The following is a 22,699-nucleotide window of genomic DNA, read 5'->3' as shown; positions in this document are numbered from 1 at the left end:
TCCGACACGACGGCCCGTTTCACCCCGATCTTCGGACGGAGCCGCTTTGCCTCACAATGTTTCATTGATCTCGACCATCGTCGCCGGTCTCGGCCTCGCCTTCATCTTCGGCATCATCGCCCACCGGCTCAGATTGTCCCCGCTCGTCGGCTATCTCTTGGCCGGCATTCTCATCGGTCCGTTCACGCCGGGCTATGTCGCCGACCAGGCGCTGGCGCCGCAACTGGCGGAGATCGGGGTCATTCTCCTGATGTTCGGGGTCGGGCTGCATTTCTCGCTGGCCGACCTCATGAAGGTGAAGGCAATCGCGATCCCCGGCGCTGTCGGGCAGATCGCCGGCGCCACCCTGATGGGCATGGCGCTCGCCTGGGCACTGGGATGGTCGATGGGAGCCGGGCTCGTTTTCGGCCTGGCTCTTTCGGTGGCGAGCACCGTCGTACTTCTCAGGGCGCTGCAGGAACGCCGGCTCGTCGAAACCGACAAGGGGCGGATCGCGGTCGGCTGGCTGATCGTCGAGGACCTCGCCATGGTTCTTGCGCTCGTCCTCCTGCCCGCTGTCTCCGGCCTGCTGGGCGGCAAGCAGGGTGAGTCGGCCGGCGCCGGCTCGGGCCTGGTCGCCTTCCTCGATCCTGGGAGCGTCTGGGCCGCCATCGGCCTCACGGTCCTGAAGGTCGGGGCTTTCGTCGCCCTGATGCTCGTCGTCGGGCGACGGGTCATCCCCTGGCTCCTGAACTATGTCGCCCATACCGGTTCGCGCGAGCTCTTCCGCCTTGCCGTCCTCGCGGTCGCACTGGGAGTGGCCTTCGGCTCGGCGGAACTGTTCGGCGTGTCCTTTGCCCTCGGTGCCTTCTTCGCAGGCATGATCCTCGCGGAATCGCCCCTCAGCCATCAGGCCGCGAACGAGACACTTCCGCTGCGCGATGCGTTCGCGGTTCTGTTCTTCGTCTCGGTGGGCATGCTCTTCGATCCCACCATCCTGCTGCGCGAGCCCCTCGCGGTCCTCGCCACCGTGCTCATCATCGTGGTCGGCAAGTCGCTGGCAGCCTTCGGCATTGTGAAGGCTTTCCGCCGGCCAACCTCGACGGCGCTGACCATCTCCGCGAGCCTCGCCCAGATCGGCGAGTTCTCGTTCATCCTCGCCGGCCTCGGCGTCAGCCTCGCACTGCTGCCCGAGGAGGGACGCGACCTGATCCTGGCGGGATCGATCATCTCCATCCTCCTCAACCCGCTCGCCTTTGCCGCGCTCGACCACTACGGAAAGCGGCGCCCGGCCGCGGCCGAGAGCGAGGTCAAGCCCGCGGATGCTCCCGTCAAGACCATGCTGACCGACCACACGGTCCTGGTCGGCTACGGGCGTGTGGGAAGCCTCGTCGGCGCTGACCTCAAGGAAACGGGAACTCCCTTCATCGTCGTCGAGGAGAACCAGAAGCTCGTCACGCAGGCCAAGGCGGATGGGGCGGAGGCCATCCTCGGCAACATCAACCAGCGCGGTCTCGTAGAGGCCGCCAACCTCGCGGGCGCGCGCTGGCTCGTGTCCGCCATCCCGAATCCGTTCGAAGCGGTCAGCCTGTTCGATGCCGCCCGCGAGGCCAATCCGGAGCTTCGCATCGTGGCCCGGGCCCACACCGATGCAGAGGAAGCCTACCTCCGGAAGTTCGGTGCCGAGTTCATCGTCGTCGGCGAGCGGGAGATCGCCCGCGAGATCGTCGGCTTCCTGCGCAACGTGTCGGATGATTCGTTCGACGACGCCCGCGACCTCGCGCGCAGGGACGGCGACGGCAAGAAGGAGCCGGCCACCACGGAGGACGCTCCATGATCATCCGGAAAGCGGGACGCGACGACATTGACGCCCTGGTCAGGCTCGTGAACGCCGCCTACCGGGGGGACAAGGCCCGGAAAGGATGGACGCATGAGGCCGATCTGCTGGACGGGCAGCGGATCGATGCTGCGATGCTGGACGAGATGCTCGCCGACGACACGCAGCACCTGCTGGTGGCGGAGGAGGGCGGCACGCTCGCCGGGTGCGCGGCCGTCACAGACAAGGGCACCTACGCCTATCTCGGCATGCTCACGGTCGATCCGGACCGGCAGGGGAGCGGCCTGGGACGCCGTCTGTCCGAAGCCGGGGAAGCGCTCGCACGGGATCTCGGTCGCGTGCGTGTGCGCATGACCGTCATCTCAGTGCGCGAGGAACTGATCGCCTGGTATCGCCGCCTCGGCTACCGTGAGACAGGCGAGCGGCAGCCGTTCCCTGCCGGCGATCCCCGCTTTGGAATGCCGCGCCAGGACCTCACCTTCGTCGTGCTTGAAAAAGAGATCGGCTGAGACAGCCCTGCTGCCTCGACGTCGCCAGAGCCTGTCGGCGAACGACAGGCCCAATCGTCCTTGAGACAGTGCAATGGAGGACACCATGGCGAGCGACACATTCCCGTCGAGCCGCGAACTCGTTCTGACCCGCGTCCTGAAGGCGCCGCGCAGCGCAGTGTGGCGCTGCTGGACCGACCCGTCGCTCGTCGTGAAGTGGTTCACTCCTCCGCCGTGGCAGACCGTGCATGCCGAGATGGACCTGCGTGCCGGAGGTGCAAGCCTGATCGTGATGCGCGGTCCGGACGGCACCGAGATGCCCAACAGGGGTGTCTACCTCGAGGTCGTGCCCGAGCGCAGGCTCGTCTTCACCGATGCCTTCGTGCGGGCCTGGGAGCCTTCCGAGAAGCCCTTCATGACGGGGATCCTGACCTTCGACGACGCGGAGGGCGGCACGCTCTACACCGCAGTGGTCCGGCACTGGACCGAGGCCGATCGCGAGGCACACGAAAAGATGGGCTTTCACGAGGGATGGGGGATCGCGACATCCCAGCTCGAGGCTCTGGCGGCCACTCTGTAGGTTCGGGATGCACGGCGGTCTCGCCTGCCTCAAGCCGACAAGCTGAAGGTTGTTGCATTCCAAGGTTGAGCGGTGCCACGCTCGCCCTGTCTCGGGCGAGAGGATCATCGATGCTGGGCGCGCTCATTTCGTGGATTGTCGTCGGCGCCGTCGCCGGCTGGATCGCCGGCCTCGTCGTCAAGGGCGGCGGCTTCGGCTTCGTCGGCAACCTGGTCATCGGTGTGCTGGGAGCCGTTGCGGCGGGCTACATCCTGCCGGCCGTCGGCTTCCAACTCGGCGGCGGGCTGATCGCCTCGATCATCCACGCCGCCATCGGGGCCATCATCGTGCTTGTCGTAATATCCGTGCTGAAGCGGGCCGCCTGATCGATCAGGCGCCGGTCTCGTCAGGCACTCGTCTTGCGGGCACCACGCTTCGGCTCCGGAGCGGGGGCATTAGCCTCCTGAGCCAGGCGGAGGGCGCGAAGGCGGGCCGTCTTTTCGGCCTTGGCACGCTCCTCCAGTTCGATCTGGCGGAATGCCTCCTCGGTCGTCCGCGCGGCGGCTAGCGCGCGACGCTCGATCGTCGTCATGCCCGTCTTCTTCTCCGACATCGATCCTCCTTACGGCTGCGCCGTTGATCAATGCGCGAGACGCTCCGAAGTTGCGGGCGGTGTCAGGTCGCCGGCTGCATTCCTTCCGTCGGCGACACTTTTCTCCGCCGGAGGAACAGCCACAGCACCACGGCCAGGTTGACGGCGTTCCATGCCACCCCGTTCAGGAAGGCGACGCGGTAGGATCCCGTGTAGTCGAAGATCAGGCCGGAGACGTACCCGCCGGCAGCCATGCCGAGAATGGTCGCGGCCATGACGAGCCCGATCTTCCCGCCAGCTTCGCGGGGCGGGAGGAACTCTCGGATGATGACCGCGTACATCGGCACGATGCCGCCCTGGAACAGGCCGAAGATGCCTGACACCACGAAGAGGGACGTGAGCCCGTCCACGAAGGAGTAGAGCATCAGCGCAATGCCCTGCATGGCGGAGCCGATCAGGAGCGTCGCGGTGGGGCCGATCCGGTCGGAGACGAAACCCGATCCGATGCGCGAGACGATTCCGAGCGCCAGCATCAGCGACAGCATCTCGGCGCCGCGGGCGACGCCGTAGCCGAGGTCGCCGCAATAGGCGACGATGTGGACCTGCGGCATCGACATTGCCATGCAGCATGCGAAGCCGGCCATCACGAGCATGATAACGATGAGGCGCGAGGACATGCCGACGTCGGCGCGCGCACGCTGCGTCGCGGCTTCGGCCGCAGCGAGCATCCGGACGGAAGGGCGACGCCGCACCAGCAGCGCCAGCGGAACAACCGTCACGGCGATGAAGACGCCCATCCCGATATAGGTGCCGCGCCAGCCGACATGCGGGATGGTCCAGTTCATCACCAGCGGCCAGATGGTCCCGGCGAGATAGTTGCCGGACGCAACGATGACGACCGCGAGCCCACGCCTTTTCACGAACCAGTGCGAGATATCGGCCATCATCGGTCCGAAGCCGGCCCCCGCGAAGACGCCGATGAGCACGCCGTGCACGATGGCGAATGCCAGCAGGCTCTGCACGAGGCCGGCGATCACGAACCCGGCCCCCAGGCTCACCGCCGCGAGCGCGAGGATGACGGCAATGCCTGCCCGGTCCATCACGCGGCCGAGCGTGATCGTGCCGAAGGCGAGACCGATCATCATCAGCGTGTAGGGCAGGGAAGCCGAGGCGCGATCGACGCCGTACTCCGCCTGCACGCGCGGCAGCACCACGATCACAGCCCACATGCCCGCGCCGAGGATGGTGGCGATGAGCAGCGATATGCAGAGCCTGAGCCAGGCGTAGGCGCTGTCGGGCACGTAGCGGTCGGCGTGTCCCGGTCCGGTGTCGGATTGTGCGATCATGCGCCTTGCTTTCCGGGCCGCCGGCCCGTGCCGGCGGCGGGGGCAGCCGGTCTACTGACCACAGAGCATTCCGGGACCCGGGGTTCAAGCGGCCACTTGGAAGTCCGCCATGGGCCAGGCGCAGAACTCGCCGGATCGCGGGGGCACCGGAATATCTGTTCTTTCCGGCCGTTTCCGGGTTCCCCCAGGCCCACCGGTGCGACAGATCTGGCTGGAAGGGTGGCCCACTTGATCCGGAACGGTTCTCCATGACGAGCTTCGATCCGACGGCGGAGTATGCGGCGATCCGGGAGGGCGTGGCGCAGGTGTGCGAGCGCTTTCCCGGCGAGTACTGGCGCGCCCTGGATGCGCGGCGCGAGTATCCCGAGGAGTTCGTCCGCGCGTTGATGGAGGCGGGATGGCTCGCGGCCATGATCCCGGAGGAGTACGGCGGATCGGGCCTGAACCTGACGGCCGCCGCCGTGATCCTTGAGGAGATCCACAGGAACGGCTGCAACGCTGCGGCCTGCCATGCGCAGATGTACACGATGGGCACGGTGCTCCGGCACGGCAGCCAGGAGCAGAAGCGCGCCTACCTGCCCGGGATCGCCGACGGATCGCTGCGCCTGCAGGCCTTCGGCGTGACCGAACCGACGAGCGGAACCGACACGCTGGCGCTCAAGACGACGGCGCGGCGTGACGGCGACCACTACGTCGTCAGCGGGCAGAAGATCTGGACGTCGCGCGCGGCCCAGTCCGACCTGATGATCCTGCTCGCCCGCACGACGCCACGCGACCAGGTGGAGAAGCGCACGGACGGGTTGTCGGTGTTCCTCATCGACCTGCGTGAGCATGTCGGCAAGGGCATCACGATCAAGCCCATCCGGGCGATGATCAACCACAACACGACCGAGGTGTTCTTCGACGAGGTGCGCATCCCCGCCTCGTCCCTGATCGGGGAGGAAGGAAAGGGCTTCCGCTACATCCTGTCCGGCATGAACGCGGAGCGCATCCTGATCGCGGCCGAATGCATCGGCGACGCCAAGTGGTTTCTCGCCAAGGCCTCGTCCTATGCCAAGGAGCGCGTCGTCTTCGGCGCGCCGATCGGGAAGAACCAAGGCATCCAGTTTCCGCTTGCAAAGGCGTGGGCGCACATGCTGGCGGCGGAGGCGATCGTGTACCGCGCGGCGGCGATGTATGATGCGGGCACCGATCCGGGCGTGGAGGCCAACACGGCCAAGATGCTGGCAGCGGACGCGAGCTGGGAAGCGGCCGAAGCCTGCCTGCAGACGCATGGTGGCTTCGGCTTCGCCGAGGAGTACGACGTGGAGCGCAAGTTCCGTGAGACCCGGCTCTACCAGGTGGCGCCGATCTCGACGAACCTGATCCTCTGCTTCATCGCCGAACGCGTGCTCGGGCTTCCGAAATCGTACGGCGGGTCATAGGGGAGGGTGCCATGGCGGGTGGAAGGACGCTGGAGGGGTTGGTCGCGCTGGCCCTGATGCCGGCGTCGGCGATACCGGAGAGCGCCCGCGCCATGGCGCGTTTTTCCCTGTTCGACTGGCTCACGGTTGCCCGGGCGGGATCGGGCGAGCCAGTCGCCCGCATCGTGCGGGAGTTAGTGGAGGACGAGGGAGGCAGGCCGGTCGCTGCAGTCGCCGGCTCTGGGACTCGCGTTCCGCCGCGCGCGGCCGCCCTCGCCAACGGCACGATCTCGCACGCCCTCGACTATGACGACACGCACTTCGCCCATGTCGGGCACCTTTCCGTCGGTGTTTATCCTGCGGCGCTGGCTATCGGCGAGCAGCGGGATGCCTTTGCCGACGCTGTCGTCGATGCCTTCCTCGTCGGAGCCGAGGCTGCGGTGCGGCTCGGCGTCTCGCTCGGCCGCGGGCATTACGAGCGTGGCTTTCACCAGACTGCGACGGCTGGCGCCTTCGGCGCGACTGTCGCGGCCGGCCGCTTGCTCGGTCTGTCGCCGGACCAGCTGCGGAACGCGCTGAGCCTCGTGGCCACGCGCTCCTCCGGCCTAAAGTCGCAGTTCGGGACGATGGGAAAGCCGTTCAACGCTGGGATCGCGGCCTCCAACGGGGTTGAGGCGGCCTCGCTCGCCGCGCTCGGCTTCGTGTCGTGCGATGACGGCATTGGCGGCGCACAGGGCTTTGCCGACACCCACTCCGATGCGACGAACGAGGAGCTGGCCTGGGCCGACCCACCGCCGGGGCGCTTCCAGTTCGAGGACATCAAGTACAAGCTGCACGCCTGCTGCCACGGCACTCACGCGATGCTGGAGGCGATCAGGACCGTGAAGGCGGCTGACCCGTCACTGCCGGGCGACGTCGAACGGCTCGTGCTGCGCACCAATCCGCGCTGGCTGCGGGTGTGCGACGTCAGGGAGCCTCGCACGGGGCTCGAGGCGAAGTTCAGCTACCGCCTGCTCGCCGCCATGGCACTGGCGGGCGTCGATACGGCCGCTGACAGCACCTTCACGGACGCGTTGTGCGCCGATCCGGCCCTCGTATCGGTCGCGCGGCGGGTCGAGGTGGTCGGTGACGCCGACCTCGGCGACATGCAGGCAGATCTCCTGATCGAGCGAAGAGGCGGCGCTGCGACGAGGGCTACGCACGACATCTCGGTTCCGCTGTCCCATGAGGCGCTGGAGCGCGGCCTGCGGACCAAGGCCGAGGGACTTTTGGGGGCCGAGGCCGCGACGCGGCTCTGGCAGGCCGCGATGGAGACGGGCAGTCTGCGCGCCCGCGACCTCGGGCGCCTGCTGGGAGAGCCGGGGTGAGCGACACGCGCAGCGCAGCCGTTTCGCCGGACCGCGCCGACTTCTCGGACTGGATCGGTCGTACGCTGGAGCGGACGGACACGATCACGCCGCGCATGGTTCGCGAGTACCGGGCCACGTTCGATCCCCACCTCGCTGCGTTCGACGGCGCACCGGCCGGGATCCAGTGGTGCCTGAGCCCCGACGCGCTGGACGCCAGCCGGCTCGGCCGCGACGGACATCCGCGCACGGGCCTCGTGCTTCCCGCTCTGCCCTATCCGCGCCGAATGTGGGCGGGCGGAGAGCTCGTCTTCCACGGCGGCCTCGCCGAAGGCGATACCGTGACGCGCACCAGCACCATCGAGTCGATCACCTTCAAGGAGGGCGGCAGCGGGCGGCTGGGCTTCGTCGCCGTCCGCCACCGCTACAGCGTCGCGGGAGTTCTGCTGATCGACGAGCGGCAGGACATCGTCTACCGCGAGGATCCCAAGACTGAAGGGGTCGACGGCCCCACCAAGGCTCCCGCCAAGCCCGCACCGGCTGTTCCGGACACGCGCGACGTCGCCCTGGGATGGAACGTCGTGTCCGATCCCGTGCTGCTGTTCCGCTACTCGGCGCTCACCTTCAACGGCCATCGGATCCACTACGACCACCCTTATGCGACGCAGGTGGAGGGGTATGCCGGCCTCGTGGTGCACGGCCCCATGCAGGCGGCCTTGATGCTGAACGTCGTGTCGGCCGTTCTCGGCCGCCTGCCGGTCCGCTTTTCCTATCGCGGGCTGGCCCCGCTCATCTGCGGCATCCCCTTCCGCGTCGAGGCTCTCCGCGCTCCGGACAGCGCACTCTCGGCCCGGGTCACGGCCGGTGGCGTCACGACGATGTCTGCAACCATCGACCCCTGAAGACTGTCGCGACCGGAGCAACTCCGCGCTCGGTACGGTTCCGGACGTGGTAGTCGCGCGCGCTACCTCCACCTCCCCCGTCGCACGTCTCGTCTGGCGCTCACACGTGAAGTGAAAGACCCGCCGAGCGCTTGCATCTTGGCTCAGGCGTGACGCTTTGCAGGATTGTCTCTCGCAAACTATTCTTCGAAGCAACTTTCGATTGCGCTGAATTCCTCGCGTGTGCAACGAATTCCAGGTCGCCCGTCGAGAGAAAGGTCTGCTGGATCCGCCCATGCGACAGGACGCCCAGGCCAAGGGATACGTGGCGGCGGCAGACCCGTTGGCCTTCCTCGCAGGCGGCGGCGAGATGGGCGAGCGCATGCGCGCGCTCGACTGGTCCAGGACGCCCCTCGGGCCGCCCGAGAACTGGCCGCAGAGCCTGCGGACGGTGGTGCGCATCCTGCTCACATCGCGCTTCGCCATGTGGATGGCGTGGGGCCCGGAACTGACGTTCCTGTGCAACGATGCCTATCTTCCCACGGTCGGCATCAAGCGTGACTGGGTGCTCGGTGCACGGTCTGACGAGGTCTGGTCCGAGATCTGGCCCGACATCGGCCCCCGCATCCAGCAGGTTCTGGAGACCGGCGAGGCGACGTGGGACGAGGCTCTGCTGCTCTATCTCGGGCGTAGCGGCTTTACCGAAGAGACCTACCACACCTTCTCCTATTCGCCGCTGAGCGACGACGCCTCGCGCGTCGTCGGCATGCTGTGCGTCGTGACGGAGGTGACGGAGCGCGTCATCGGCGAGCGGCAACTAGGCATGATGCGCGATCTCGGCGCCCGCCTCTCCGCCGCCGCCACGCGCGACGACGTCATGTCCGCGCTGGAGGCCTGCCTCGCGGGCGAACCGCGAGACCTTCCCTTCGCCATGGCCTACCTGAGCAGCGAGGACAGGACGATCGCCCAAAGGGCGGCCCTGCATGGGCTGTGCGATCGCGCGCCGGCTGCGCCCGAAACGATCCGCCTGGGCGGCGATGAAACCGGCCCGTGGCCGCTCGCGTCCGTTCTGGCCTCGGGACAGCCGGCCCTGGTCGACCTGCAGAGCGAGATTTCCGAAGGCCTGGAGCTCAGATACTGGCAGAGCCCGCCCCGCCAGGCGATGATCTTGCCCGTGGCCGACGTGGAAGGCGGCGAGCCGCTCGGTTTCCTCGTGGCCGGCCTTAATCCGCACCGCGCAGTCGATGCGAGCTATATGGGGTTCGTGGCCCTCGTCACGGGGCAGGTTGCGGCGGCCATCGCCCGCGCAGACGCGTATGACCGGGAGCGCGCGCGAGCCGAGGCGCTGGCTGCGCTCGACCGGGCCAAGACCACGTTCTTCTCCAACATCAGCCATGAGTTCCGGACGCCGCTGACGCTGATGCTCGGGCCACTCGAGGAGATCCTGGAGCGCCAGGCGGCTTCGACCGGCGACCGTGCCCTTGTCGACGTTGCCCATCGCAATGGGCTCCGGCTCCTGCGCCTCGTCAACGCCCTGCTGGATTTCTCGCGTATCGAGTCCGGCCGGGTGCAGGCGAGCTTCGTGGGCACCGACCTCTCCGGCTTCACCCGGGATCTCGCCTCCACCTTTCGTTCCGTCTGCGAGCGCGCGGGCCTGTCGCTCAGCCTCGAGTGCCCGCCGTTGTCACGCCCGGTCTACATCGACCGCGAGATGTGGGAGCGCATCGTCCTCAACCTCGTGTCCAATGCCTTCAAGTTCACGCTGGAGGGAGGGATCGAGATCTCGGTGACCGAGACCGCCAATGCCGCGCGCCTGACCATCAGAGACACGGGTGTCGGCATTCCCGATCACGAGCTTCCCCGGCTGTTCGAGCGGTTCCACCGCGTCGAGGGAACGCGCGGCCGTTCCTTCGAGGGTTCGGGGATAGGCCTCGCCCTGGTCTATGATCTCGTCCGCCTGCACGGCGGCAGCATCGCTGCACGCAGCGCCGAGGGAAGGGGAACGACGTTCACGGTCGAGGTTCCCTTCGGCACCGAGCATCTGCCACAGGACAGGGTCAGCGCCGCGCCCGGGGAGACGGGCGCCGCCTCGCGTGCTGATGCTTTTACGGCGGAGGCGAGCCGATGGCTCTCCAGCGGCGACGTGATCGCCTCAGAGGAGATCATCCACGACGCAGGGGACGATCTCGGGGCCGGGGCCGAAACCCATGCGGGGCGTGTCGTTCTGGCCGACGACAATGCCGACCTGCGCGACTATGTCGGTCGCCTGCTGAAGGCGAAGGGATATGAAGTGGAGGTGGTCGCCGACGGATATGCGGCGCTCGATCTCGTCCGGGAGCGCCGGCCGGACCTCGTCCTCACCGATATCATGATGCCTCGCCTCGACGGTTTCGGCCTCCTCGCCGCGATCCGGTCGGACCAGGAGCTGGCAGACATTCCGGTCATCATGCTCTCCGCTCGCGCGGGCGAGGAAGCACAGGTCGAGGGCCTCGACGCCGGGGCCGACGACTATCTCGCCAAGCCGTTCTCCGCCCGCGAGCTGCTCGCCCGCGTATCCGCCAATCTCGAGCTCGCGCGCGTGCGCCGCGACGCGGCGGAGGCGGTCCGCGTCAGCGCGGCGGAGCTGCGCCGCATCAGCGATGCCGTGCCGGCCTTCGTGTACCGCGCCGACGCCAAAGGACGCATCCTCTCTGTCAGCGGGAGGTGGACCGAATACACGGGCCAGCCGGTCGAGGAGGCGTTGAACGGGGGATGGGCTGCTGCCGTGCACCCGGACGACCAGCAGCGCCTCGCCGATGGGTTCCTGGCAGCCCAGCGGGACAGGACGACCTACTCGGCCGAGTTTCGCTGCCGCCGCAAGGACGGTGAGTATCGCTGGTTCTACACGGTGTCCGAGCCGGAGCTGGACGCGAACGGCGATCTGCTCGGCTGGTTCGGGACGTCGACGGACGTTCACGACCGTCACCTCGCTGGGGTCGAGAAGAGCCGCCGGGAGCGGCGGGACAGCTTCCTGCTACGGCTGGAGGATCGCCTCAGGCCGCTTTCCGACGCAGACCAGATCAAGGCCGCTGCGGCCGAGTCGCTCGGCGTGGAACTCGCGGCCAGCCGCGTCTGCTACGTCGACGTCGACGAGGAGGCTGGCACGGCCTCCGTGGTGTTGAGCTATACGTCGCCGGGGATTCCCGACGCCGTCGGCGAGTACAGGCTCGACCGCCTGGCCGGCTCGATTGACATCATGAGGTCCGGGCGCCCGCTGGTCGTCAACGACCTCGCAGCCGATCCGCGGACGGCATCCTTGGCTGCTCTCCCGGAGATCAGCAGCGCCCGCGTGGTGGCAGTGCTCGACGTGCCGCTGATTAAGAACGGCGTGCTCGTCGGCACGCTCTCCGTAAATCATCACGAACCCCGCGACTGGACGGCCGACGAAGTCGACCTAACTCTTGCCGTTGCCGAGCGAACCTGGGCGGCCGTCGAGCGGGCGAGGGCCGAGAGACAGCTCCAGAAACTCAATGCCGAGCTGGCTGTTCGGATCGAAGGTGCCCTCCGCGAGCGCGAGGCGGCGCTGGCCCAGCTGCACGAGGCGCAGAAGCTGGAAACCCTCGGCCAGCTGACGGGCGGTGTCGCCCACGACTTCAACAATCTGCTCACACCGATCGTGGGAGCGCTCGACCTGCTGCGCCGCCGCTACGCGCTCGACGCGCGGGCTACGCGGATGCTCGACGGTGCCCAGCAGTCGGCCGAGCGCGCACGCGTGCTGGTCAACCGCCTGCTGACCTTCGCCCGGCGCCAGCACCTGGATCCCCAGCCAACAAACCTCTCGGACCTCGTCCTCGGGCTCATCGACCTCGTTGAGCAATCGGTCGGATCGCAGGTGGTGGTCCGGGTCGATGCGCCGGAGGTGGGCAACGTGCTGGCGGACGCCAACCAGCTCGAGCTCGCCATCCTCAACCTGTGCGTCAATGCCCGGGACGCCATGCCGGGCGGGGGCGAGGTGACGTTGTCGACCGGGGAAGTCGAGATCGCCGGCCACCACGTCCTGCCGCCCGGGCGCTATGTGCGCCTCAGCGTCGGCGATACCGGCGTCGGCATGGACGCGGCTACGCTCCGGCGCGCCGTGGAGCCCTTCTACACCACAAAGGGCGTTGGAAAGGGCACGGGCCTCGGCCTTTCCATGGTGCACGGCCTTGCCGCCCAGTCCGGCGGGACGCTGACGCTGGAGAGCGCGCCGGGCGGCGGTACGACGGCCTCGATCGTCCTGCCCATGGTCGGGCCGCGCCCGGGAAAGCGCCCCGGCGGAATATCGCGCCAGCCCGTCGTTGCCGGCGAGAGCCGCCGCATCCTTCTGGTCGACGACGAGGAACTGGTGCGCACGAGCACCGCCGACATGCTGGGAGCCCTGGGTCACGAGGTGGAAGAAGCGTCGTCGGGCCATGCCGCGCTCGCCGTGCTGCGGCGTAACGGCGAATTCGACCTGATTGTCACGGATCAGATGATGCCGGGAATGACCGGGCTGGACCTCATCGCCGAAGCCCGCAAGCTGCGCCCGGGCATCGCGGTTCTCGTGATCACCGGGTACGCCTCCTTCGACAACGACGAGGGAGACGCGTATGCGCGCCTCGGCAAGCCCTTCGGCGTTGCCGAGCTTGCCGCCGCGGTGGCTTCGGCAGGGCAGGGCGCCTGCTGAACGTCAGGCGCCGACGCGGTGAACCCAGCCATGCGGGTCTGTGGCGTCCCCGCGCTGGATGCCGACCAGCAGGCTTTTCAGCCGGCCGGTGATCTCGCCACCCTCGCCATTCCCGATGACGAAGTCGCCGTCGCGGCTCTTGATCGTGCCAATCGGTGACACCACCGCCGCTGTCCCGCAGGCGAAGACCTCGCGCAGCCGCCCGCTGGCTGCGTCGGCGCGCCACTTTTCGATTGAGTAGCGATCCTCTCGGACCTTCAGCCCTTCGTTGCGGGCGAGCGTCATGATTGAGTCGCGCGTGATCCCGGGAAGGATCGTCCCGCCCAGCGGCGGCGTGAGCAGCGAGCCGTCGTCGAAGACGAAGAACACGTTCATGCCGCCGAGTTCCTCGACCCAGCGGTGCTCCGCGGCGTCGAGGAACACCACCTGGTCGCAGCCATGCTCCGAGGCCTGCGCCTGGGCCACCAGGCTGGCGGCGTAGTTGCCGCCGCACTTGGCCGCACCGGTGCCGCCGGGGGCGGCGCGGGTGTAGTCGTCCGAGAGCCACACCGTCACGGCCGCCTTCCCGCCCTTGAAATAGGCGCCGACAGGGCAGGCGATGACGGCAAAAAGGTACTCCGCGGAGGGCCGCACTCCGAGGAAGGCCTCGGTCGCGATCATGAAGGGACGCAAATAGAGGCTGCCCTCGCCGCCGGGGATCCAGTCGCAGTCGATGGCGACGAGCTCCTCGATGGCGCCGATGAAGAGTTCCTCCGGCAGCACCGGCATCGCCATGCGCCGGGCCGATTCCTGGAAGCGGCGCGCGTTACGCTCGGGCCGGAACAGCGCGACGCCACCGTCGCTGGTGCGATACGCCTTGAGTCCCTCGAAAATCTCCTGCGCGTAGTGCAGCACCGCGCTGGCGGGGTCGAGCACGATCGGCTCGCGGGCGGCGACACGGCCCTCGCACCAGCCCTCGTCCGAAGTCCAGCGCAGCGTGACCATGTGGTCGGTGAAGACCCGCCCGAAACCGGGACTCTCGAGAAACGACGCACGCGTGTCCGCGGGGGTCGGAGAGGGGTGGAGGTGGCGGGCGAACATGGTGTCGCGATGAGAAGCCATCCGCGATCATCCTCTGAAAGGGAACCAGGCGGGCCGGGTATAGCATGCCGTTCAGGAAATGCATGCGGGTCCTGAGCGGCTTGGCAGCCCGGTCGCAAGGTCCGCTGTCAAGTGTGTTAAGGCACAGCCTGAGGTTGCAGGGTCTGCGAAACTTTGTTTGTCGGCGGGGGCTGGCTCAGCCACCGCCCCCCGCCTGGCTCCGACCAACCGGAGTGCCCCCGATGCCGCTCGATCCCATTTCGGCCGGCCTCGCCGGAGCCTTGGCCTACGGCGGCGCGGACTTTGCGGGCGGGCAGGCCTCGCGCGTGCTGACCCCGCTGCGCAGCGCAGCCCTCGCCCAGGTGCTTGCTCTCTTCGTGACGCTCGCGATGGTGCTGCCGGGCATCGGCGTTTTCCCATCGGTTCCCGTGGCCCTTTCGGCGGTGCTGGCGGGCGGCTTCTATTCGGTCGGGCTGGTCGCCCTCTACAAGGGATTTGCCGAAGGGAGCGTCGGGCTCGTCGCGCCCGCCGCCGGCCTCGTCGGTGTTCTGATCCCGGTTGCCGCGGGCGTCGCCATCACCGAAGCGCCATCCGCCGGCTGCGCTGCCGGGCTCGGGCTGGCTATCGTCTCGGTGGTCCTCCTCGGCTATTCCGCCGGGCGCGACAAGGGAACGCTGAGATCGCTGCAACTGGGCGTACTCAGCGGCGTGGGCTACGGCGTTTCCGACCTGCTGCTCGGCCTCGTGCCCGCGGCGGAAATGCAGGGGGCGCTCTGCCTGCTTCGGGTCGTCGCGACCGCCAGCATCGCTCTCGTCGTCATCGGTGAGTTCCGCCGACGTGCAGGCCGGGTGAGCATTTCCGCAGCCGAAGCGCGGCCCGCGTTCTGGAGGCCCGTGCTGGCTTTGGCAGTGTTCATGGCGCTCGTGGCCGGCATGCTCGACGCGCTCGGACACCAGGGCTTCGCGCACTCCGCTGCCGCCGGTCCCTTGTCCGTCGCCGCCGCGCTGGTCGCGCTGCACCCGCTGGTGTCGCTCGTGCTGGCCGCTGTCGTCCTGCGGGAAAGCCTGCATCCTCTCCAAATGGTCGGATCCTTCACGAGCGTCAGCAGCATGGCCTTCCTGGCGACCAGTTGAACACGCGTTGCCGGCCGACCCAGGAGAAACCCTTCGCACCGATCGCGACGGTTCAGTTGGACTGTGGCGGCGCGAAAAAGCAGCGGATGGGGGAGCGCCGGTTTTCCCAGTGCACGTCCCATCGGCAGACCCAGAACTGCCCGTCCTCGCTGGACAGGACCCGCCGGTAGGGGATCACTTCGCCGGATGCGAGATGGTAGCCGTCGGGCGCTGCCCGCACCTGTTCCTCGGGGACGGGCTGGCAGTCGCGCTCGTCGCAGCACTGTTCGCCGAACAGCGGATCCCGATAGTCGCCGCGGCTCATCCAGTGGTCATGGGCGGCCACGGCCCCCGTCGTGGCCAGCACGGCCAGCACCGTTGCCGGGCAGGCGAAACGGCCTTCTCTCGTCCAGAAGCCCCGCACGGCTTCCTCCCTGTGCCCTCTCTCCGGGGCATTGCACTTATAGCACGACGCAGCCAGGGCGGGCTGAGCGGCAGCGTGGAACCGTAGCGGGGGCGGGGTCACGAGCCCGGCAGCGCAGCTAGTCCGCGATGTCGATACTGACCGGGACGTGGTCCGAGGGCTTCTCCCAGGTGCGTACGTTCTTGTCGATCACGCAGCAGCGCAGCCGGTCGGCGGCCTGGGGGGAGAGCAGCAGGTGATCGATCCTGATGCCGTTGTTCTTCTGCCAAGCGCCGGCCTGGTAGTCCCAGAACGTGTACTGGTTCGGCCGGTCGTCGCAGGCGCGGAAGGCGTCGGTGAGCCCGAGGGCGGTCAGCTCGCGGAACTTTGCCCGCGTCTGCGGCAGGAAGAGCGCATCGCCCGCCCACAGGGCGGGGTCGTGCACGTCGCGTTCGGTGGGGATCACATTGTAGTCGCCTGCCAGAACCAGCCTCTCCTCGAGGGCGAGCAGCGAGCGGGTGCGCGCGATCAGCCGGTCCATCCAGCCGAGCTTGTAGGGGTACTTCTCGGTGGCAGGCGGATTGCCATTGGGCAGGTAGATCGAGGCGACACGGACCACCGAGTCGCCGTTCGGTATGACGGCCTCGATGTAGCGGGCCTGCGGGTCGGTATCGTCTCCCGGCAGGCCCCGTGTCACATCGTCGAAGGGGCGCCGCGACAGAATGGCGACGCCATTGAACGTCTTCTGCCCATGCACGGCGACGTTGTAGCCCATCGCCTCGATCTCGGCCGCCGGGAACGCCTCGTCGACGCACTTGATCTCCTGCAGGCAGACGACGTCCGGCGACGCCTCCTTCAGCCAGGTCTCGAGGTGCCCGATCCTCTGCTTGACGGAGTTGACGTTCCAGGTGGCGATGCGCATCGCGTCAGATCGGCCGCTTCAGCTTGCAGGCGTCGATGTTCGACAGCGCCTTCTCGCGGGTCGTGTCGTCGAAATAGCTCTTCTCGCGGAAGTTTTGGAACTCCGCCTTGGTCATGCCGTCGACCGTACGGGACGAGTAGCAGCTGCAGGCTGAACGGACCTCCTCGCGGGTCTTCCCCTGCAGGCGCGCCTGCGACAGCAGGCACCGGTCGAGCACCCAGCGTTTCGCCTCGGAGCGCGACATGCTCTGGGTCGCGGGGTCCGGCGGGGGATTGCTGAAGTTCTGCGAGGATGCACCCGCGAAGGCGCTTCCTACGCCGGCCAGCAAAGCGAGCGTGACGATCCGAATCCGCATCTGCATTCCTGTCCTGTCCAAGGGGTGGCGCGATGTTGACCACCGCCGCGCCCGCGTCAAGCGGGCCCGTTCCACCGGGAGAGGGCGACACGGTTGTCGTGGAACGCGGCGCCACCGAAGGGCGGCGGCGAGTCCGCGCCGGTCAGGTGGTTGATGCCCTTCCCGTCGGGATAATGCCGGTCCGGCCAGATGGATTCTGCGATCAGAACGCCGCGCACCAGGCCGTCGAACAGCCTCGCCCGGAGGTGGACCTCGCCGCGCTCGTTGCGCAGTGTCACCCAGTCCCCGTCGACGATCCCCTGGGCCGCCGCATCCTCCGGATGGACCATCACAGTCGGGCCGCGCTCCCTGGCCACCGAGGTCGGCGTCTCCGTGAAGGACGTGTTCAGGAAGTTGCGCGCCGGACTGGTCGCCAGCCGGAAGGGGAAGTCGGGCGTGGCGTTCTCGATGACGTCCCAATGGTCGGGAAGGGTGGGCATCTCGGCAACCCGGTCTGACACGCGGCCGGAGAAGGGCACCTTCGCCCAGTCGGGCCGGAAGCGGAAGCGGCCGTCCTTCCAGGCGAAGCCCTTCAGGTAGTGGGCCTCCTCGAAGGAGGGCTGAACGTCCAGCCATTCCTTTTCGCGCAAATTCTCCAGCGTGCCCCAGCCCGACGCCTTCAGCGTCCAGTCGATGATCTCGTCGGGCGTCATCTCGAAACCGCGATGCGTGGCGCCGACGCGCTTTGCGATGCCGCAGATCACGTCGTGGTTGCTGCGGGTTTCGCCCGGCGGTTCGATCAGCTTGGGCCCCAGCATGATGTGGGAGTGGCCGCCCCCCTGGTAGAGGTCGTCATGCTCCATGAACATCGTCGCGGGCAGGACGATGTCGGCCTGCCGTGCCGTCTCCGTCATGAACTGCTCGTGCACGGCGACGAAGAGGTCGTCTCGCGCGAAGCCTTGCTTCACCAGCCCCTGCTCGGGAGCGACCTCAGCCGGGTTGGTGCTCTGGATCAGCAGGGCCGTCACCGGCGGGCCGCCGCGCAGTGCCTCCGCGTCGCCGGTCAGGATGCGGCCGATCTGCGACTGGTCGAGCTGGCGCACGCGGGGGTCGAGGACGTCCAGCCCCTCGATCAGCGTCTTGCGCCAGTGGAAGATCGCGCCATTGCTGTGGAAGGCGCCGCCGCCCTCGTGCAGCCACGCACCCGTGACGGCGGGGATACAGCTCGCGGCGTGCATGCTGGCGGCGCCGTTGCGCTGTCGCGAGAAGCCGTAGCCGAGCCGGAAGAAGCTCCGCTTGTTTCGCCCCACCAGCCGGGCGAATTCCTCGATCTGCGCGACCGGGAGCCCTGTGATGGCCGACGCCCACTCCGGCGTCCGCGTGGCGAGATGGGCCTCGAGATCCGCGGGGCAGTCGGTGTAGCGCTCCAGATAGTCCCGGTCCGCCAGGCCTTCGCGGAAGAGGACGTGCATGACGGCGCAGGCCAGGGCGCCGTCCGTGCCGGGCTTGAGGCAGAGCGCCAGGTCCGCCTGCTCCATGGTGGGCGAGCGGTAGACGTCGATCACGACGATCTTAGCGCCGCGCTCCTTTCGCGCCCGCGTCGCGTGGGTCATCACGTTCACCTGCGTCGACACGGCGTTCGTGCCCCAGATGACGACGCAGTCCGACTTCGCCATTTCCCGCGGATCGGGCCCGGCGAGCTTGCCGGTGCCTGCGAGGTAGCCGGGCCAGGCGAGGTTGATGCAGATGCTCTGCTGGAAGCCGGAGTACTTCTTGACGTGTGTGAGGCGCTTGATGCCGTCTCGCATCACCAGCCCCATGGTCCCGGCATAATGGTAGGGCCAGACAGCCTCCGCGCCGTGCGCCACCTCGGCCTTCAGGAACGCTTCGCCGATCCGGTCGAGCGCCTCGTCCCAGCCGATGCGGGTGAACTGTCCGGAGCCCTTCGGTCCCGTCCGCATCAAAGGATGCATGAGGCGGTCGGGGTGATGGATGCGCTCGGCGTAGCGCGCGACCTTCGCGCAGATGACACCGGCCGTGTAGGTCTGACCTTCCGCTCCTCGCACCCGGCCGATGCGCGAGCCGCCGATGACCTCGACGTCGAGAGAGCACGTCGACGGGCAGTCATGCGGGCAGGCCGAGGTGCGGCGGATGACGGGGGAGGGAGCGTTCATCGCGAAACCTTTCCGCACGGCATGGTGGGGCAGCGCGCCGGGCCTGTCGAGCCCGCAAAGCAAGACGGCGGCCAGTGGCCGCCGTCAAAATACTACGTCGTTCAGTCAGGTCAGCCGACGATTTCGTTGCCCGAGAAGAACTGGGCGATTTCCATGGCCGCAGTCTCCGGCGCATCCGAACCGTGCACCGTGTTCTCGCCGACCGACAGCGCGAACTGCTTGCGGATGGTCCCCTCGGCGGCATTGGCGGGGTTCGTCGCGCCCATCACCTCGCGATACTTCGCGATCGCGCCTTCGCCTTCGAGAACCTGCACCACAACCGGCGCGGACGTCATGAAGGAGACGAGCTCGCCGAAGAAGGGGCGCTCCTTGTGCACCGAGTAGAACTGCTCGGCTTGGGCCTGGGTCATGTGGATGCGCTTCTGGGCGATGATGCGCAAGCCGGCCTTCTCGATGACCGCGTTCACCGCGCCGGTGAGGTTGCGGGCTGTCGCGTCCGGCTTGATGATGGAAAAAGTACGCTCCAGCGCCATCGTCGGGTCCTTCCAAATGTCCAGGTTGGCGCGGCTTATAGCCGGACCATGGCCTTGCGACAAGGACCGGCACCCGGCGGGAGCGGCCAGGCGGAAACGGGAGGCGCAGGATGAGCGCACAACGATACGCGACACTCGCCGGGTATAATCGCTGGGCCAACGCAAGGCTCTATGCGGCTGCGGCTGAACTCACCTACGAACAGTATCGTGCCGACCGGGGTGCCTTTTTCCGCTCCGTCCACGGCACGCTGAACCATGTGCTGGTGGCGGACGGTCTCGGGATGAACCGCTTTCTCGGGCTGCCGAACCCGCCGACGCGGCTCGACCAAATCCTGCACGACGACCTTCCGGCACTCCGGGCAGCCAGGGTGGCGGTAGACGACCGGATCGTGTCCTTTGCCCAGTCCCTCACGGACGAAGACGTCGAGCGCCCCATCCGCTTCCGGACGGTGACGGACAACGCCCGCTACGAGCAGGTGCTATCGGGGGCCATGGACCACTTTTTCAACCACCAGACCCATCATCGCGGCCAGGTGCACGCCCTGCTGACCGGGTTGACCGGCAAGGCACCCGAGCTGGACCTGATCTTTTTCCAGCGTGAGAGCGGAACGGGCGCCACGCGCCTGAGCGACTGACCTAGAGGCTGTCGCCAGGCAGGCGAAGGCTGGTGACGGCGGCGGGGAGGTGCAGTTCCGGCTCGAAGCGGATCGCAACTCCATCGATGCCGGCAACGCCCTTCACGGTCAGCACGAGTCCCGCCAGCGAAGCGACGAGAACGAGGACGAGGGCTCCGATCGACAACCGATTGCAATCCATGGCGTTCTTCCTGCGTGCAGCCCGAGGCTGTGCGGTGTGAGACGAGGAACGCCGCCCGAATTGGGCGTGATCGTGACGGAAAACGTTCGGAAACCTGCCGTTACCTGAGTTGCTTTCGTTGCGCCAAGTAGAGCGCCTTTCGAAAAGGCACCGGTCCAAGCCACGAAGTGGTCTGTAACTCCTTTAAATTGTTATTTATTCAAGCTAGCGGCGAACCACGCGATCTGCCGCACTCCGGTCGATACATGTTGCCACAATTTGCGAAAATGAGGTTTAGCGGAAAGTGTCTGCAGCAGGCGAAATCGCCCCCGTGCGGCATTCCAGGCGATTCCCAACGGGCTGCCCGTACGCTGATTCGCCGGGCAGCCTTCCCGGCCTGCGATCATCAGGCCGCTTTTCTTGCCGGCCTAAGTCTTCGCGACTGATCAGCCTTGCGCGGCTGCGGGTGACATCAGCCGGCCCGTCGCAGCCGGCGCGTCGACGATGCAGCGGCCGCCCTCCAGGCGGGCATGGCCCGTGGCGACGAGGCGCAGGGCGAGTGGATAGGCGTCATGCTCGGCGTCGAGCACGCGTGCGCCCAAAGTGTCGGGCGTGTCGTCCGGCAGAACCGGGACGGCAGCCTGCACGATGATCGGGCCGGCATCGAGCTCCGGGACCACGAAGTGGACGGAGCAGCCGTGCAGCCGCACGCCTTCCGCCAGAGCCCGCTCGTGCGTGTGCAGGCCGCGGAAGGAGGGCAGGAGGGACGGGTGGATGTTGATCATCCGGCCCTGCCATTTTTCGACGAAGCCCGCCGTCAGCACGCGCATGAAGCCCGCAAGGCAGACCATCTCAATGGCGTGAGCCTTGAGGGTGGCGTCGAGTGCTTCCTCGAAGGCCTCGCGTCCGGGGTGAGCCTTGTGGTCGAGGCAGGTTGCTGCGATGCCGGCTTCCCGTGCGCGGTCGAGTGCCGGCGCTTCCGGGCGGTTGGAGAGGACGAGGACGATCTCGGCGGGGAAGTCCGGGTCCGCAGCCGCCCGGAGAAGGGCGGCCATGTTCGATCCGCGCCCGGAGACGAGGATCGCCGTGCGGACGCGCCTGGTCACAGCGCCAGTGCGCCGGTGGTGCGAACCGCCGGGCCGTCACCGCGCGCGACAACCATGCCGAGCCGCACCGGCGCTTCTCCGCCGTCGGTCAGCGCGGACGTGACCGCGTCGAGCCGGTCTGCGGCGACGACGATCACCATGCCGATCCCGCAGTTGAACGTGCGCAGCATCTCTGCCTCGGCGATGCCGCCGGTGCGGGCCAGCCAGCCGAAGACGGGGGGCACGGCGATGGCGCCGAGATCGAGTTGCACACCCAGTCCCTCCGGCAGGACGCGTGGAATGTTGTCGGGAAACCCGCCGCCGGTGATGTGAGCCAAGGCCTTGATCCCTGGCGTGCCGCGTACCACGCCGAGCAGCGGCTTGACGTAGAGCCGCGTCGGCTCCAGCAGCGCTTCCCCGAGGCTCGCATCGGGCTGGAAGGGCGCCGGGCGAGACCAGGAAAGGCCACTTTCCTCCACCACCCGCCGCACCAGCGAGAAGCCGTTGGAGTGGACGCCCGAGGACACGAGCCCCAGCACCACGTCGCCTTCCGCCACGTCCGGACGGGGCAGGAGGGTGCCGCGCTCGGCGGCGCCCACGGCGAAGCCGGCGAGGTCGTAGTCGCCTGCGGCGTAGAGCCCGGGCATCTCGGCCGTCTCGCCGCCGATCAGTGCACAGCCGGCCTCCTTGCAGCCGGCCGCGATGCCCTTCACGACCTCGGCGCCGACATGCGGCTCCAGCCGTCCCGTCGCGAAATAGTCGAGGAAGAAGAGCGGCTCGGCGCCCTGCACGATCAGGTCATTGACGCTCATGGCGACGAGGTCGATGCCGATCGTCTCGTGCAGCCCCGTCTCGATGGCGATCTTGACCTTGGTGCCGACGCCGTCATTCGCCGCGACGAGGATGGGATCCACGTATCCCGCCGCTTTCAGGTCGAAGAGCCCGCCGAATCCGCCGATCTCGGCGTCGGCACCGGGGCGGCGCGTGGCCCGCACGAGAGGCCTGATCGCGTCCACAAGGGCGTTCCCGGCATCGATGTCGACGCCAGCCTGCGCGTAGGTCAGCCCGTTCCTTGTCTCGTCGGCCATGCCAGCCCTCTCGAGGTCACGATGAGCCGAGTAAGCCGCTCTGCCACGGGACGCAAGA

21 protein-coding genes are annotated in these 22,699 nt (G+C 67.9%); 10 read left to right on the top strand and 11 right to left on the bottom strand.

The features are described 5' to 3' along the window. The first annotated feature begins 46 nt into the window (after nt 1-46). The 4 genes from ybaL to AC5JCN_RS08095 all read left to right on the top strand — a co-directional run bounded on the left by ybaL (nt 47) and on the right by AC5JCN_RS08095 (nt 3,249). Nucleotides 47-1,816, top strand: coding sequence for a YbaL family putative K(+) efflux transporter (gene ybaL / locus AC5JCN_RS08110; RefSeq protein ID WP_495754529.1), 1,770 nt, complete (start codon nt 47-49; stop codon nt 1,814-1,816). Then, a complete protein-coding gene (locus AC5JCN_RS08105; protein ID WP_495754528.1) occupies nt 1,813-2,325 on the top strand; it encodes a GNAT family N-acetyltransferase in 513 nt (170 codons plus the stop codon). Before ybaL ends, AC5JCN_RS08105 begins: the two co-directional genes overlap by 4 nt. Before the next feature lie 85 nt (nt 2,326-2,410). Next, entirely contained in the window at nt 2,411-2,884 is a 474-nt protein-coding gene (locus AC5JCN_RS08100; protein ID WP_495754527.1) for an SRPBCC family protein, read from the top strand. Between the two features lie 110 nt (nt 2,885-2,994). Further along, the gene (locus tag AC5JCN_RS08095) at nt 2,995-3,249 is read left to right on the top strand and encodes a GlsB/YeaQ/YmgE family stress response membrane protein (RefSeq protein WP_495754526.1); all 255 of its coding nucleotides are present in this window, start codon (nt 2,995-2,997) and stop codon (nt 3,247-3,249) included. A gap of 20 nt (nt 3,250-3,269) precedes the next feature. Here AC5JCN_RS08095 and AC5JCN_RS08090 read toward each other — a convergent pair whose 3' ends face one another. Continuing rightward, complete coding sequence (locus AC5JCN_RS08090; protein WP_495754525.1) at nt 3,270-3,476, bottom strand: hypothetical protein; 207 nt, start codon at nt 3,474-3,476, stop codon at nt 3,270-3,272. 62 nt (nt 3,477-3,538) lie between these two features. Further along, nucleotides 3,539-4,801 (bottom strand): MFS transporter, encoded by a 1,263-nt coding sequence (locus AC5JCN_RS08085; RefSeq protein ID WP_495754524.1) that lies wholly within the window; start codon nt 4,799-4,801, stop codon nt 3,539-3,541. A gap of 248 nt (nt 4,802-5,049) precedes the next feature. On the opposite strand from AC5JCN_RS08085, the gene AC5JCN_RS08080 reads away from it, so the two are divergent. From AC5JCN_RS08080 to AC5JCN_RS08065, 4 genes are all read left to right on the top strand, one after another. Next, nucleotides 5,050-6,225, top strand: coding sequence for an acyl-CoA dehydrogenase family protein (locus AC5JCN_RS08080; protein ID WP_495754523.1), 1,176 nt, complete (start codon nt 5,050-5,052; stop codon nt 6,223-6,225). Nucleotides 6,226-6,236: 11 nt separating this feature from the next. Continuing rightward, on the top strand, nt 6,237-7,571 hold the full coding sequence (locus tag AC5JCN_RS08075; RefSeq protein WP_495754522.1) for an MmgE/PrpD family protein: 1,335 nt from the start codon (nt 6,237-6,239) through the stop codon (nt 7,569-7,571). After that, on the top strand, nt 7,568-8,452 hold the full coding sequence (locus AC5JCN_RS08070; RefSeq protein WP_495754521.1) for an HTD2 family dehydratase: 885 nt from the start codon (nt 7,568-7,570) through the stop codon (nt 8,450-8,452). The genes AC5JCN_RS08075 and AC5JCN_RS08070 overlap by 4 nt, the downstream gene beginning before the upstream one ends. A 274-nt stretch (nt 8,453-8,726) precedes the next feature. After that, a complete protein-coding gene (locus AC5JCN_RS08065; protein WP_495754520.1) occupies nt 8,727-13,115 on the top strand; it encodes an ATP-binding protein in 4,389 nt (1,462 codons plus the stop codon). A 3-nt stretch (nt 13,116-13,118) separates the two neighbouring features. Here the strand turns inward: AC5JCN_RS08065 and AC5JCN_RS08060 are convergent, their stop codons facing one another. Continuing rightward, complete coding sequence (locus tag AC5JCN_RS08060) at nt 13,119-14,216, bottom strand: branched-chain amino acid aminotransferase (protein WP_495754519.1); 1,098 nt, start codon at nt 14,214-14,216, stop codon at nt 13,119-13,121. A 221-nt stretch (nt 14,217-14,437) separates the two neighbouring features. On the opposite strand from AC5JCN_RS08060, the gene AC5JCN_RS08055 reads away from it, so the two are divergent. Next, the gene (locus AC5JCN_RS08055) at nt 14,438-15,328 is read left to right on the top strand and encodes a DMT family transporter (RefSeq protein ID WP_495754518.1); all 891 of its coding nucleotides are present in this window, start codon (nt 14,438-14,440) and stop codon (nt 15,326-15,328) included. Between the two features lie 52 nt (nt 15,329-15,380). On the opposite strand, the gene AC5JCN_RS08050 is transcribed toward AC5JCN_RS08055, so the two are convergent. The 5 genes from AC5JCN_RS08050 to ndk form a co-directional block, all read right to left on the bottom strand. Continuing rightward, nucleotides 15,381-15,731, bottom strand: coding sequence for a hypothetical protein (locus AC5JCN_RS08050; RefSeq protein WP_495754517.1), 351 nt, complete (start codon nt 15,729-15,731; stop codon nt 15,381-15,383). A gap of 118 nt (nt 15,732-15,849) precedes the next feature. Next, nucleotides 15,850-16,632, bottom strand: a complete 783-nt coding sequence (gene xth / locus AC5JCN_RS08045; RefSeq protein ID WP_495754516.1) for an exodeoxyribonuclease III — start codon at nt 16,630-16,632, stop codon at nt 15,850-15,852. A 4-nt stretch (nt 16,633-16,636) separates the two neighbouring features. After that, nucleotides 16,637-16,993: a hypothetical protein gene (locus AC5JCN_RS08040; RefSeq protein ID WP_495754515.1), complete on the bottom strand. Its 357-nt coding sequence runs from the start codon at nt 16,991-16,993 to the stop codon at nt 16,637-16,639. Nucleotides 16,994-17,043: 50 nt separating this feature from the next. Next, on the bottom strand, nt 17,044-19,140 hold the full coding sequence (locus AC5JCN_RS08035) for a molybdopterin-containing oxidoreductase family protein (RefSeq protein WP_495754514.1): 2,097 nt from the start codon (nt 19,138-19,140) through the stop codon (nt 17,044-17,046). A 110-nt stretch (nt 19,141-19,250) separates the two neighbouring features. Then, on the bottom strand, nt 19,251-19,673 hold the full coding sequence (gene ndk / locus AC5JCN_RS08030) for a nucleoside-diphosphate kinase (protein WP_495754513.1): 423 nt from the start codon (nt 19,671-19,673) through the stop codon (nt 19,251-19,253). A gap of 110 nt (nt 19,674-19,783) precedes the next feature. On the opposite strand from ndk, the gene AC5JCN_RS08025 reads away from it, so the two are divergent. Beyond that, nucleotides 19,784-20,308, top strand: a complete 525-nt coding sequence (locus AC5JCN_RS08025; RefSeq protein WP_495754512.1) for a DinB family protein — start codon at nt 19,784-19,786, stop codon at nt 20,306-20,308. 1 nt (nt 20,309) lies between these two features. Here AC5JCN_RS08025 and AC5JCN_RS08020 read toward each other — a convergent pair whose 3' ends face one another. The 3 genes from AC5JCN_RS08020 to purM form a co-directional block, all read right to left on the bottom strand. Then, a complete protein-coding gene (locus AC5JCN_RS08020; RefSeq protein ID WP_495754511.1) occupies nt 20,310-20,489 on the bottom strand; it encodes a hypothetical protein in 180 nt (59 codons plus the stop codon). 425 nt (nt 20,490-20,914) lie between these two features. After that, nucleotides 20,915-21,574, bottom strand: a complete 660-nt coding sequence (gene purN / locus AC5JCN_RS08015) for a phosphoribosylglycinamide formyltransferase (RefSeq protein ID WP_495754510.1) — start codon at nt 21,572-21,574, stop codon at nt 20,915-20,917. After that, nucleotides 21,571-22,641, bottom strand: a complete 1,071-nt coding sequence (gene purM / locus AC5JCN_RS08010; protein ID WP_495754509.1) for a phosphoribosylformylglycinamidine cyclo-ligase — start codon at nt 22,639-22,641, stop codon at nt 21,571-21,573. Before purM ends, purN begins: the two co-directional genes overlap by 4 nt. Nucleotides 22,642-22,699 lie beyond the last annotated feature (58 nt).

The sequence above is a fragment of the Alsobacter sp. genome, from assembly GCF_059501845.1.
Note: the sequence above shows the minus strand (reverse complement) of the source record. Positions and strands in the feature narration are given on the sequence as shown.